The sequence below is a fragment of the Hymenobacter busanensis genome (genome assembly GCF_008727865.1).
Taxonomy (GTDB): Bacteria; Bacteroidota; Bacteroidia; order Cytophagales; family Hymenobacteraceae; genus Solirubrum; species Solirubrum busanense.
In genome coordinates, this window is record NZ_VTWU01000001.1 from 594,925 (window position 1) to 607,135 (window position 12,211).

Genomic DNA, 12,211 nt, shown 5'->3' on the forward strand with positions numbered 1-12,211 from the left:
GCGGGCGGGCCGTAGCTGGTGCACCGACTCCGGCCGTGTTCCGCCCGCTGTTTTTCCGGACGGTTAGTAATGCGAATAATCTTCCACCATTTCCCAGGCAGCTGGATTATGGATTTCGTGGGAGTGGGGCCGCTTCAGAATCTTTGGGCCAAATCGGTACTGATAATACAGAATGATCAGGTCCTCGGTGAATTCCAGACGGTACTCGGTTTCCGTCGACTCCAGGCGGTACTCCGTAGCTGGCAGCAAGTCAATCTGCTCGCAGCACAGCTCCAGCCACAGCTGCAATCGGGTGGCGGTGCGGTTATAAAACTCAATGCCGATGATGGGCTTGGAAAACATAGCTGGCTGAAACTGCAAGATCCGGCGCCTAAAGTAGGGCTCGGGCCCTGAGCAGGGCTATTGCAGCAGCACTTCCACGTCGGCGCGGCGGAACTCCGGCGTCACTAGTAGCTGGGTGACTTTGCCGTTCTGCACGGTGCATTCGACGGTAGTCTGGTAGGGGGCGTGGAGCTTGAAGTGCACGTCCCAGGCGCGGGGCCAGGCGGGCAGCAGGAGGATTTTCCGGTCGTGGGTCTGCAGCAGCATTTCCTGCAGCCCGATCATGCCGGAGCCGCCCCAGTTGTGGTCGGGCGCCCAGTCGTAGCCGGGGCCCCAGAAGGCGGGGAAGCGGCGGCCGGAGTCCTGCAGCTTCTGCACCGTGAGGGCGGCGGCTTCGTCGGTGAGGCCGAGGCAGGCGGCGAAGATGTTGTGCTGCTTCCAGCCGACGTGGGAGCGGAATTTCTGCACGTCCGGGTCGAAGCGGTAGGTGTTCTGGGCCGTTTCCAGATCCGCCTTGCCGATACCGTACAGGCCCCAGGGAAACACTGGGTACAGCTGTGGGCTTTCCACGTTGTTGACCCGCTCCCAGCTTTTGGCAGGTGAAATCAGCCGGTGCCCGTCGATTTCGCGGAAGCTCAGGGCCGGAATGCGGCTGAGCATGGCCGTCCACGCCTTGCGCTGCTGCTCCGAGCCGACTTGCGGCGGCAAAGCCAGCAGGCGGGTCAGCACGGTGCGCAAGCCGGCTACCGTGGCGGTGGAGTTGTAGGCCATCTTGTACGTCTCGGCGCCCGAGCCGGGGTAGAGCACCAGGTGGCCTTCGCCGTCCAGGACTTTGGCGCCGCGCTGCCGGGCCAGCTGCTGGTAGTGCTGGTCGAAGAAGGTCAGGCAGCTTTCGATGAAGGGCAGGTAGGGCTGCACGTCCTGGGCCGCGTACTGCTCCGCGTCGAGCATCATCAGGCAGAATTCCAGCACGGTGTCCCACTCGTATTCCAGCCAGGCGTTGTACTCCAGGCCCCGGTCGAAGCTGGCGGGGCGTTTCCAGTTGTACTCGGCGGGGTTGGGCAGACCGAAGTTTTCGAGCTGCTCGGTAAAGCAGGCGCCGGGGTGCTGCCAGTAGGTCTGGCTGCGCAGCTCGGCGTTTTTGAGGATGCGCAGGTAGAAGTCGAACTGCGGTTTGAGCAGCGCCGCGTCGCCGCTTTTCAGCAGGGGCCAGTACACCAGGCGCTGGTTCTGGGCCGTGTGCGTGCCGCCGCCCCAGTTGCGGAAGTCGGGCGTGAACCGGAGCGTGGAGTCGGTCAGGGCCGGGTCGTAGGTGAACAGGCCGCCGTTGAACTTGGTCGGATACGCGCCGAAAGCGTTGCAGCCGAGCATATAGCGCATCAGCTGGTAATTGCGGCCGGCCTGCCACTCGGGCCGGTTTTCGGCGGCTTGCGTGGGCTGGACGTGGATGAAGCTGCGCTGCCAGAACGCCCGCCACCAGGCCAGCGTCTGCTGCCGGGCGGCTTTGGGGTTCTGGCGGGCGGCTTTGAGCGTCTGCTGCAGCTCCTGCTGCCACTGCTGCAGGCTGGGCGTGTAGCTGGTATGCAGGGCCAGGGTAAGGGCGTGGCGACGGGCGGCGCGGCGGCTTTTCAGCGCGTAGCCGCGGTAGGGCGTGCGTTGGTACTGGCCATCGGTGGTGCCGGCCGGCTGCATGTCCTGGCCCGTCAGCGCGCCGCCGAAAACCAGGTTCTGCAGCGGGTTGTAGAGCTGCGGCTTCACCGCGTCGAGGCCCTGCTGGCGCACGGTCACGTCGAATACCGTTTCGGGGCGGTTCTGGTGGACGAACTCGACCGCGTCGCCCCGGAAGCTAAGGCTGTCGTGGCGGGTTTTGACCTCGCCCTGCGGCGCCCATTTGTAGGAGTTCTGGTTGTTTTCCTTGCCCTTCAGGATGCGGTCCTGGTGCCGCCAGCTTTCGTAGCGGGCCTCGGCCTGCAGCGGCTGGTTGCTGCTCACCTCGACGTGGACGACCGGCCGGAATACGTCGACCCAGATATGGACCTGGGCGGTAGTGTTGCCGTTGGTGCCGGTCAGCGTCACGTCGCCCTGCGGCAGGTTCAGCGTCTGCTGAAAGCTGCCTTGCTCAAACGGGTTCGGGGTGAGGCGCAGGCGGACGCGGCCGAGCTTGAGCAGGCTGTTGTTTTCGTCGAAGGTGCCGCTGCGGGCGGCGAAGAACAGCACGTCCCCGGCTTCGCTCCACACGTTCAGGCCCAGGTCGCCGCCACCGCAGGGCATGGATTCGGCGCTGTTGCGGCTCGGGCTGGTCCAGGTGATGTTGTTGGTGGGCAGTTCGGGGCTCTGGGCGGCGGCCGGGAGGCAGGGGAGTAGCAGCAGGATTGCCCAGGTGCTTTTAGCCCGCCGAGGGCGCAGAAGATTGACGCAGAGGACGCAGAAGCTCAGCGCCTGCAGCGGAAAACCTCCGCGCCCTCGGCGGGCCAAAAAGTCAGCACGAATCCTCATTATTGCGCCCAGTCATCCGTGCGAAACGACGACACCGGCAAGCCTTCGGTGCTGAACAAGGTGGCGCGGGTGAAGTCCTGAAAGGCGTAGCGCACCGCTACCGGCTGCTTCACCGCCTCGGCCGACACCTTCACTACGCTGCCGTCGATGCTGGCTTTGGCGGGAAACCACTTCTGGTCGGCGCCGGCCACCTCGAAGCCCGTCAGCGCCTCGCCGAAGCTGGTCATGCCGTTGGGCGCGTCGCGGAACTTGACCACGGCCGTGCCCTCCTTGATTTCCAGCGACTCATACGCCGGACTCACCGCCCCGAAGCCCTTCCGGCCGTAGGTTTTCTGCAGGGCCAGCAACGCCAGCCGCTGCCCGCCGGGCTCCTTGCGCATCGGGTGGATGCTGGCTTCCTCGCCCACGTCGAGCAGCACGGCCATGGCGGCGTTGGGAATCTGGCTTTCCGCTTTGCGCTGGGCGTCACGAATCAAGGCGGAGTTGAACTTGCCGCCCTTGTTGTAGGGCGGCAGTTGGGTGTAGTTGTAGGGCGCAATCTGGGCGTAGTAGAACGGAAACTCGCCCTGCGCCCACTCCGCGCGCCACTGCTTCACCAGGGCCTGCAGCCGGGCCGGGTACTCGTCGGGGTGCTCGTAGTTCGACTCGCCCTGGTACCACAGGGCCCCGCGGATGCCGTAGCCGACGACCGGGTGCAGCATCCCGTTGTAGAGCGTGGTGGGCGTGCGGTTCACCACCTTGATGGAGTCGGTCCGGGGAGGAATCGGCACGCCCGCGAATTGCCGCAGGGTTTCCTCGCTCAGCCACGCCTCAATGGTGGAGCCCCCGTAGCTGCAGTTGATCAGGCCCACCGGCACGTGCAGCTGCTCCTGCAAGAGCCGCCCGAAGTAGTAGGCCGTGGCGCTGAAATTGGCTACTGCCTCCGGCTCGGCCACCTTCCAGCTGAAGGGCTTGCTGTTGTCCTTGGGCGCGGTGCGCGAGTTGCGCGGCACGTTATAGAGGCGGATGTTCGGGTTGGCCGAACGCAGAATGGCCTCGTTGGAGCCCAGAACCGGCTGCCCTTTGAAGCCCTTCATCGGCATTTCCATGTTCGACTGCCCCCCGCAGAGCCACACCTCGCCCACCAGCACGTTCTGCAGGGTCACCGGCTTGTCGTCGCCGCTGATGGCCAGGGTATAAGGCCCGCCGGCGGCCGGGGTTTTTACCTTCAGCTTCCAGCGCCCCTTGTCGTCGGCCTGGGCCTGGTATTTCTGCTTGGCCCAGGAAGGCGCCACGGTGATTTTGCTGCCCGGTTTGGCCCAGCCCCAGACGGCGCACTCGGCCTGCTGCTGGAAAATCATGTTGTCGGTGAAGATGGAGGGCAGGCGCAGCTCGGCCCGCAGCAGCAGCGGGGCCAGGAGCAGGGCGGCGGAAAGCAGAAGGGGCTTAGTATTCATGCCAAACGGATGGCGGAAAATGAGTTCAGGTAGGGGCTGTCATCCTGAGCCAAAGGCGAAGGACCTTCCTCACAACCTGCACAGACGATAAAGTCCAAGCTTCGACGTGCTGATGGCTGGACGTTGGCGGCTGCGCTTTTCAGTTAGTGCAGGGTTCGGGGAAGGTCCTTCGCTTTGCTCAGGATGACAGATGAAAAGCAAGGTTTACCGGCTCACCGGAATCCACACCTCCATGTCGGCGTGGCCGCGGTTGCCCCAGGCGTAGTAGGGCACCAGCGTCAGCGGCACGGGGGTGGGCTTGCGGGCCGATACCGGGCGGTAGAGCTGCCCGCCCTGCCACTGCGGCCCGGCGGCCAGCAGGCCCTGGCCGGTCAGGCTCATCACCCGGCTGCCCGCTATGGTCAGGGGCGTGGGCGTGAGCTGGGCGTCGGCTGGGATGGTGAGGGCCGACAGCGGCTGACCCGCCGGGAAGTCCCTGGTTTCGAGGCAGTACACGATGGGGCCGCGCTTCACGGCCACCTGGTTGCGGGTTTCCTCCACCAGCGGGTTGGCCTCCACCAGCTGTGCGGGCATGGGCAAGGTCAGCTCCACCTTGTCGCCGGCTTTCCACGGGCGGTTTACTTCGGCGTAGCTGCCCGGCGTCAGCGCCACCGTCTGGGCTTTGCCGTTGATGAGCACCTTGGCGCCTTCGGCCCAGGCCGGCACGCGCAGAAACACGGAAAACGCCGCCTTGGGCGCCTGCTGCACCGTCAGCTGCACCGCGCCGTCCCAGGGGTAATTGGTGGTTTGCCGCAGCTTCACGGCCGCGCCGCTCTTGAGCTTGGTCGTCAGGTCGTTGGCGCCGTACAGGTTCAGCCACAGGCCCCGGTCCGACACACTGTAGGCGTAGTTGCCCACTTCGGCCACGGTGCGCACCACGTTGGGCGGGCAGCAGTTGGAGAGGCTGATGTAGTCGACGCGGTCCTTGCTCCAGCGCTGGTGAAAGGGCAGGGCGTCGGAGTAGGCCAGGGGGTTGGTGTAGAGGAACTTCTTGCCGTCGAGGCTGATGCCGGAGAGGACGCTGTTGTAGAGGGCCGTTTCCATGACGTCGGCGTACTTGGCCTCGCCGGTGAGCTGCAGCATGCGCCAGTTCCAGAGCACGTTGCCGATGTTGGCGCAGGTTTCGCCGTGGGCCGTGTGGTTGGGCAGCTGGTAGTCGCGGCCGTAGGCCTGGTGGATTTTCTGCACCGTATCGGGCTTGTAGGCCGTGCCGTCGGGCGAGACGCCGTCGTACAGCGCCCCGCAGGCCCCGGTCACGTACATCTTGCGGCTGGTCACGTCGTCCCACATCCGGTTCAGCGTGGTCAGCAGCGTGGCGTCGCCGGTTTCGGCGTACACGTCGGCCACCCCGGCGAAGAGGTAGTTGGCGCGTACGGCGTGGCCGCCGGCCTTCTGCATCTGCCGGAAGGGCAGGCGGTCCTGATTGTCGTCGGTGCCGATGTCGGCGGCCAGCCCGCGGATGTCAATCAGCTTTTGGGCCAGCTCCAGGTAGCGCGGGTCCTTGGTGGTGCGGTACATTTCTACCACGCCCATGTAGTGCGAGGGGCAGATGGCGTTGCGGGCCAGCTCGGGCGAGGAGCGTTTGTAAAAGGCGTAGAGGTAATCGGTAGCCTTGCGGGCCAAATCCAGCATCGAGGTCTTGCCGGTGGCGCGGTAGTGCACGCAGGCGGCCGTCATCAGGTGGCCCAGGTTGTAGCTCTCGAAGTTCAGCCGGTCCTGAAACGCGGTGCTCTTGCCCGTATTGATGGCCGCAATGGTGGCCTGGGTGTTCAGGTAGCCGTCGGGCCGCTGGCACTTGGCAATGACCTGGATGGCCTCGTCCATCATCTGGTCGAGCTTCGGGTCCTTGGTCTGGGCGTACGTGGCCGCTACCGATTCCATGAGCTTGTAAAAGTCGCCGTCGTGGAAGGAGGGGCCCATGTGCGTGCCTTTCTCCAGCCCGGCCGCAATTTCAAAGTTGCGGAAGGCGTGGTTGCGCACCGGGTCGTGGTACAAGGCCCACATGGTCGGAATCATCGATTCGCGGCAGACCTGAAACCGTTCCCCCCAGAAGCCCTGCGGCTGCCACTGCACGCTGCCCAGGTCCACATTGCTGAGCTTGGCGTGCTTGCTGGCGGAGGTATTGACGAGGCCCTTGTCCTGGGCCGCCACCGGGCGGGCGGCCACGGCCAGGCCGGTGAGCAGGGCGGCGGTGAGGAGTTTATGGGTGGGGAAATTCATGGATTCGGAAGCTGTAAAAGGCCGTCATGCAGAGCGCAGCGAAGCATCTCGCGTGCTGATGGCAGAGGGTAAAATCAACGAAAAGACTACTATCCGGCGAGATGCTTCGCTGCGCTCTGCATGACGTTCTATTTGGAGTTCGGTTCAGTAGCCGTGCTGACAACCACCGGCCCGAGCAGCCCCGCCGGCAGCAGCGGCCGGGTAGCGGCAGGTGCGGGCGCCGTGGTCAGGCTGGTGCGGCGCTGCTCCGGGGGCAAGGCCGCGTCGCCGATGAGGCGGTTGGCCCAGGTGTTGGTCACGCGGATGCGCAGCTGATTGTCGCCCTTGCGCACGGCGTCGGTGATGTCGAGGCGATAGGGGGCGGTCCAGGCCGTGCCGACGGGCTGGCCGTTCAGCTCCACTTCGGCCAGGTTATTTACCTGCCCGAGTTCGAGGTACACGCGCTGGTCGGGCCGTTTCTTGGCCTTCCAGCGGAAGGACTGCCGGTAGTCGGCGGTGCCGGAGTAGTGGCGGATGGCCGCGTCCGGGTGCTGGCTCCAGTCGGTGAGCTGCACAAACGCCACGGGCTGGGCCGGACCGCCGGCTTTCGGGTCGAACTGCACCTGCCAGGGGCCGCTGAGCGGCTGGGCGGGCGTGGTCGTCAGCCAGTTCGGACCGTTGTGGGCGCTGGTCTGCGAAGTCGGCTGGCGCAGCACCACGAACACCGAGCCGCTGGGCTCCAGGCGCAGCGGCAGCCGGGTGCGGCCGTTTTCCGTCTGCCAGTCCTGCGCGGGCCGGATTTCGCCCGTCACCGCGTCCCACAGCTCCGGCTGCCGCCCGGCCACGCGCAGCGACAGGTCGATGGTCTGCACCGAGTCGAGCTGGTTGGCAATGAAGTAGATATCGAACTGCTCGGCCGTGCGGTGCGTCCAGGCCAGGCCGCGGGCGCGCTGCCCGTTGGCGTAGTTGGCCGTTACGTCGCGGGCCAGGCCCAGCGGCTCGAAGGAGTCGGCGGCGTAGGGGCCGCGCAGCACCCGCCCGGAGCCGGCCGGCGCGGGCAGCCCGGTGGCGGCGGCGGTAGCCTGGGCGGCACCCGCCGCGTAGAGCTGGGCCGTGAGCTGCTGCACCTGCTGGTCGGCCTGCGGATAGCCGCGCAGCTCGGGGCTGCGGCCGGGCTGCCGGCCAAGCAGCACAGTGGCGCCGGCCTGGGCCAGCTCCCGCAGCTTCCGGGCCACGGCGGGCGTCATGGAGGTGCTGTCGGGCCAGAGCGAGGTGGCGCCGGGCACCACCAGCAGACCGTAGCTGGCCCCGCCCGGCAGCTCGATGCGGCCGTCGCGCACCCGGGCCAGGCGCAGCAGCGCGTCGGGGTTAAACGAGTCGTAGGCGTAGCCGTGCAGCGGGTCGACCAGCATGTCGGCGGTGAAGCTATTGGCCGTGGCCGATACCTTTTCGGGCAGCTCGCGCATCGGGGAGCCCGCGTTGGCCAGTCGCTTTTTCTCGCTCTGCACCTTCGCCGCGCCCACGATGCCGGGCAGCGTGCGGGTCAGGCGCTCGGGCAGCAGGGCGCGGCGCGGGGTTTCCTCGCCGTTGAACACCGCCACGTCGACCATCGGGCGGCCGAGCTGCAGCAGCGCCTGGCAGCGGCGTGCGTAGTCGACCCAGGCGCGGCCGGGGCGCCACCAGGTCTGGTCGCGCTGGAAGTACAGGCCCACGCCGTTGAGCGTCATGCCCGGCTGCCGGTCCAGCCAGGGATTGTGGGCGAAAACGTGGTACACCAGCCGGTTGACGCCCAGGGCGTAGTTGCGGTCCTGCACCGCTTTGAGCATGGCCGGGTGTTCGTCCCAGGCCATTTTCAGCTCGGTAAAGGCTTCGGCCTGCACGATGTTCTTGCCGTAGATATGCGCGCCCGAAATGGCGTCGAGCATGTCGTTGGGCTTGTCGTGGGTGGGGCTGCGCAGCCAGAATTCGCCCATCGGCGCGTCGGCGTACTGGTAGTGCAGCAGCCCGTCGCTGACCATCGTGGGCGCCACCGCCTCGGCCGAAATAGTGACGCCCTTGGCCCGGGCCTCGGCGGCCAGGGTGGCGTAGAACTTGTCGCCGATCAGCTCGGCAATGGTCTGGCGCAAATCGAACAGCACCCGCTCCGACACCTCGGCGCTCTGCAGGGGCACGCCGGCCAGCACCGGCAGGTAGGGCAGCAAATCGTAGCCGCGGCGCTGCCGGAACTCGGCGGCGAAGTTCGCGGACCAGTTCTGGGAGCCGCACTCCCAGCTGTCGATGTGCAGGGTTTTGAGCACCCGCCCGGCCAGCTCCGGCCCGCCCTGGCGCAGCGCTTCGCCAAACCAGCTGTCGAACTGCAGCTTCACGGCCGCGGGGTTGAACTTGTCGCACTCCAGGCCCAGGGCCCCGCCGCCGGTGTAGTTGGTGTAGCCGGTGGCGGTGTGGCCCACGCGCAGAATGGTCCAGCGCCCGGCCGGGGGCGTCCAGTTCAGGCGGCCGTCGGCGCCGAGTTTATCGGTGAGGTTGAGCACCTTTTCCAGCGGCACGCACAAGGAATCGGGCAGCTCCCGGGCAGTGCTGCGCGGACTCACGCGCCAGACTTCGCCGTTTTTGCCCTCGTACTGGTTGATGCGCGCTTCCGCTGACAGCCGGATTTCCGACACTTTCAGGGAGGGTTTCCACTTGGCCGCGTCCAGGTCTTCGCCGCCCGGCTCGGAGCCGGCGGGGTCGTAGCGGAAGCGGAAAAAGCGGGCCGTGGTGGTCGGCAGCGCGTGGGTGACGGCGCTGCTGTCCTGCCAGCCGCTGCGCGGCGGCGTCAGGCGCGTGACCGGCCAGAAGGTCTGCCCGTCCTGGCTGGCCTCCACGATGAGCCGGTTGGCCTGGTAGTTATAGCCGTTGGAGCGGATACGCAGGCTGCGGGCGGTAAACGGCTTGTCGAAAGCATATTGCACCCAGCCCGGCTCAGTGAGCTTGAAGCCGTCCTTGTTGCCGGCCACGGTCAGCCGCTCGGGCTTGCCCTCGGCGGCGCTGCTGGTCACGGTGGGCCTGGTCGTGTACGTCGAAACCCCGCCGCCGGTGGGCGTGGGGTAAGCATACACGGCAATGTCGCGGTAGTAGCCTTTCACCGCCGCCGGCTGGGGCAGCTGAATGGTTTGCTTGCGGCCGCCGCTGATGCGCGTTTCGCTGGAAACCACCTTCTGCATGGCCAGCTCGGGCGTAATCCAGGGCCCACCGGCCAGGGCGAATCCGTCGCTCACGTGCATGGCCAGCTTTAGGCCGAGGCGGTCGGCCTCGGTCATGGCATGGCGCACCATCTGCCACCAGCGCGGCGAGAGCTGCTGGGCCGGCGGGTCGATGAGCGGCTTGTCGCCCGCGCCGCGAATGGGCATCAGAAACGCCCCGCCGATGCCGGCTTGCTGCATGGCTTCCAGGTCGGCGGTGAGACCCTCGGGCGTCACCGCCGCGTTCATCCAGTACCAGATAACCCAGGGCCGGGCCGCTTCGGGCGGGTTCTGGAAGGCGGCCTGCAGGTCCTTCGCGGTAGTGGCCGCAGTGGCCGGCGCCGACTGTGCCCAGACTGACGCCGACGGCAGCCAGCTCAGGGCGGGCAGCGTCAGGAGCAGTAGGGACAGGGGAAGGTTGCGCCGGTTTTGCATGGTTTTATGTGCGTTTCGCTAGCACGTCATGCTGAGCAAAGTCGAAGCATCTCTACCGCTTCGTTGAATAAGAAATTACTATCAGTAGAGATGCTTGCCTACGGCGACCTTCGGTTCGACTGCGCGGACACCAGATCAAGCATGACGGCCTGATTTAACTTCGACTGGCTTACACCAGCTTCTTGTTGATGCGGTAGCCGTACTGGCCGAAGAGCAGAATCACCAGGAAGCAGCCCAGCGGGATGAGGTAGCCGATCTGGATATTGTCGCCGCGCATATCGATGAGCGTGCCCATGAGGTAGGGCAGGATGGCCCCGCCCACGATGGACATGACCAGCCAGGACGAGCCGGGCTTGGTGTCGTCGCCGAGGCCGGCAATGCCCAGGGCGAAGATGGTGGGGAACATGATGCTCATGAAGAAGCCGATGCCGCCCAGCGCGTAGATGACGTAGGCCCCGTCGCCGAACACGGCCACCGCGCACAAGGCCACGGCCACCACGGCGTAAATCGACAAGAGCCGCTGCGAGGCCACGTACTTCAGCAGGGCCGTGCCGGCGAAGCGCCCGATCATAAACAGCAGCCCGTACACGGCCAGGTAGTAGCCGGCCGTCTTCTCATCGACGCCGGCGCCCTGCTTGGCCATGCGGATAAAGAAGCTCGTCACGCAGACCTGCGCCCCGACGTAGAAAAACTGCGCCACCACGGCCCAGGTCAGGTGCCGGTGCTTCAGCACGGCGAAGAAGCCGCCGCCCTGGGAGGGTTCGGCTTCGGCGGCTTTTACTTCGGGCAGCTTGCTGAAAAAGAACAGCACCGCCACGGCCACCAGCACCGCGCCCAGCACCAGGTAGGGCAGCTTCACGGCGGCGGCTTCGTGGTTGAGGTAGGCAATGCGCTCGGCCGTGGGCATGGCCGCCAGCTGGGCCTTGCTGTACTCCGTGCCCGAAAGAATCATGTTGGCGCCGATAATCGGGGCCACGAACACGGCCAGGCCGTTGAACGAAGCCGCCAGGTTCAGCCGGCTGGTGCTGCCCTCGGGCGGCCCGAGCACGGCGGCGTAGGGGTTAGCGGCGGTTTCCAGCGTGGTCAGCCCGCAGCCGATGATGAACAGCGCGGTCAGGAACATGCCGTAGGAGCGGGCATCGGCGGCCGGGATGAACAGGAACGCCCCGCCCGCAAAAGCCAGCAAACCCAGGATGATGGTCGTTTTGTAGCCCAGGCGCTTGAGCAGCATCCCAGCCGGAATAGCCATCAGGAAGTAGGCCAGAAACACGGCCGTGTCCACCAGCGTTGACTGCCGGTTATTCAGCTGGCAGGCCTTCTGCAGGTGCGGAATCAGGATGGAATCCAGGCTGTGCGCCATGCCCCAGAGGAAGAAAACGCCCACCACCAGGATGAACGGGAGCAGGTAGGCGCGGGCGCTGGTGGGGCTGCCGGTGACTACCGGCGGCGGGGTGGGAGCGGGGGCAAGGGCCATCGGGCGGAGCGGGTTTGGGTGGGGTAGATGTTGGTCGTCATGCTGAGCCTGCCGAAGCATCTCTACCGCTTCGGTGGATACTACCTGACGAAGCGGTAGAGATGCTTCGGCAGGCTCAGCATGACCGTTTTGGAATGCTAAGGCCGCAGCTTCACCACCAGCAGATGGTCGCAGGCCAGCACCACTTCGCCAAGCTCGTTGAAGATTTCCACGTGCTCGGTCACCTGGCCGTAGCCCGGCTTCTTGCCCGCGGTTTTCTCCGAAATCGTGACTTCCGAGCGGATGGTGTTGCCGATGAACACGGGCTTGATGAAGCGCAGCCGGTCGTAGCCCTTGGAAAAGGCTTCGGGGTTGATTTCCGAGGCCGTCAGCCCGATGCCGATGCTGAACACCATCGTGCCGTGGGCAATGCGCTGGCCGAAGGGCTGCGTCTTGCACCACTCCGCGTCGAGGTGGTGGGGGAAAAAGTCGCCCGTGTGCCCGGCGTGGACCACGAAGTCGGTTTCGGTGAGCGTGCGGCCCAGCGTCACGCGCTTGTCGCCGAGGGTGTAGTCTTCGAAGAAGCTGGATTTGAAGTACATAGGAGGTTG

Annotated in this window: 7 protein-coding genes; all 7 read right to left on the minus strand. The window is 66.0% G+C overall.

Annotated features, from left to right (window positions below; translation table 11 throughout):
* Positions 1 to 63: 63 nt before the first annotated feature.
* Positions 64 to 342, minus strand: coding sequence for a hypothetical protein (locus F0P96_RS02470; protein WP_151077151.1), 279 nt, complete (start codon positions 340 to 342; stop codon positions 64 to 66).
* 57 nt (positions 343 to 399) lie between these two features.
* The gene (locus F0P96_RS02475; RefSeq protein ID WP_235917357.1) at positions 400 to 2,817 is read right to left on the minus strand and encodes a DUF5703 domain-containing protein; all 2,418 of its coding nucleotides are present in this window, start codon (positions 2,815 to 2,817) and stop codon (positions 400 to 402) included.
* On the minus strand, positions 2,817 to 4,253 hold the full coding sequence (locus F0P96_RS02480) for a sialate O-acetylesterase (protein ID WP_151077152.1): 1,437 nt from the start codon (positions 4,251 to 4,253) through the stop codon (positions 2,817 to 2,819). The genes F0P96_RS02475 and F0P96_RS02480 overlap by 1 nt, the downstream gene beginning before the upstream one ends.
* A 204-nt stretch (positions 4,254 to 4,457) precedes the next feature.
* Complete coding sequence (locus F0P96_RS02485; RefSeq protein WP_151077153.1) at positions 4,458 to 6,512, minus strand: aceric acid hydrolase; 2,055 nt, start codon at positions 6,510 to 6,512, stop codon at positions 4,458 to 4,460.
* Between the two features lie 128 nt (positions 6,513 to 6,640).
* Complete coding sequence (locus tag F0P96_RS02490) at positions 6,641 to 10,147, minus strand: glycosyl hydrolase (protein ID WP_151077154.1); 3,507 nt, start codon at positions 10,145 to 10,147, stop codon at positions 6,641 to 6,643.
* Between the two features lie 169 nt (positions 10,148 to 10,316).
* Positions 10,317 to 11,621, minus strand: coding sequence for an L-fucose:H+ symporter permease (fucP, locus tag F0P96_RS02495; RefSeq protein WP_151077155.1), 1,305 nt, complete (start codon positions 11,619 to 11,621; stop codon positions 10,317 to 10,319).
* A gap of 137 nt (positions 11,622 to 11,758) precedes the next feature.
* On the minus strand, positions 11,759 to 12,202 hold the full coding sequence (locus F0P96_RS02500; RefSeq protein WP_151077156.1) for a MaoC/PaaZ C-terminal domain-containing protein: 444 nt from the start codon (positions 12,200 to 12,202) through the stop codon (positions 11,759 to 11,761).
* Positions 12,203 to 12,211: the final 9 nt, after the last annotated feature.

Bases quoted from the DNA above. Each gene is read 5' to 3' on its own strand.
- F0P96_RS02470 (WP_151077151.1), bottom strand. From the start codon at position 342: ATGTTTTCCAAGCCCATCATCGGCATTGAGTTTTATAACCGCACCGCC.
- F0P96_RS02475 (WP_235917357.1), bottom strand. From the start codon at position 2,817: ATGAGGATTCGTGCTGACTTTTTGGCCCGCCGAGGGCGCGGAGGTTTT.
- F0P96_RS02480 (WP_151077152.1), bottom strand. From the start codon at position 4,253: ATGAATACTAAGCCCCTTCTGCTTTCCGCCGCCCTGCTCCTGGCCCCG.
- F0P96_RS02485 (WP_151077153.1), bottom strand. From the start codon at position 6,512: ATGAATTTCCCCACCCATAAACTCCTCACCGCCGCCCTGCTCACCGGC.
- F0P96_RS02490 (WP_151077154.1), bottom strand. From the start codon at position 10,147: ATGCAAAACCGGCGCAACCTTCCCCTGTCCCTACTGCTCCTGACGCTG.
- fucP (WP_151077155.1), bottom strand. From the start codon at position 11,621: ATGGCCCTTGCCCCCGCTCCCACCCCGCCGCCGGTAGTCACCGGCAGC.
- F0P96_RS02500 (WP_151077156.1), bottom strand. From the start codon at position 12,202: ATGTACTTCAAATCCAGCTTCTTCGAAGACTACACCCTCGGCGACAAG.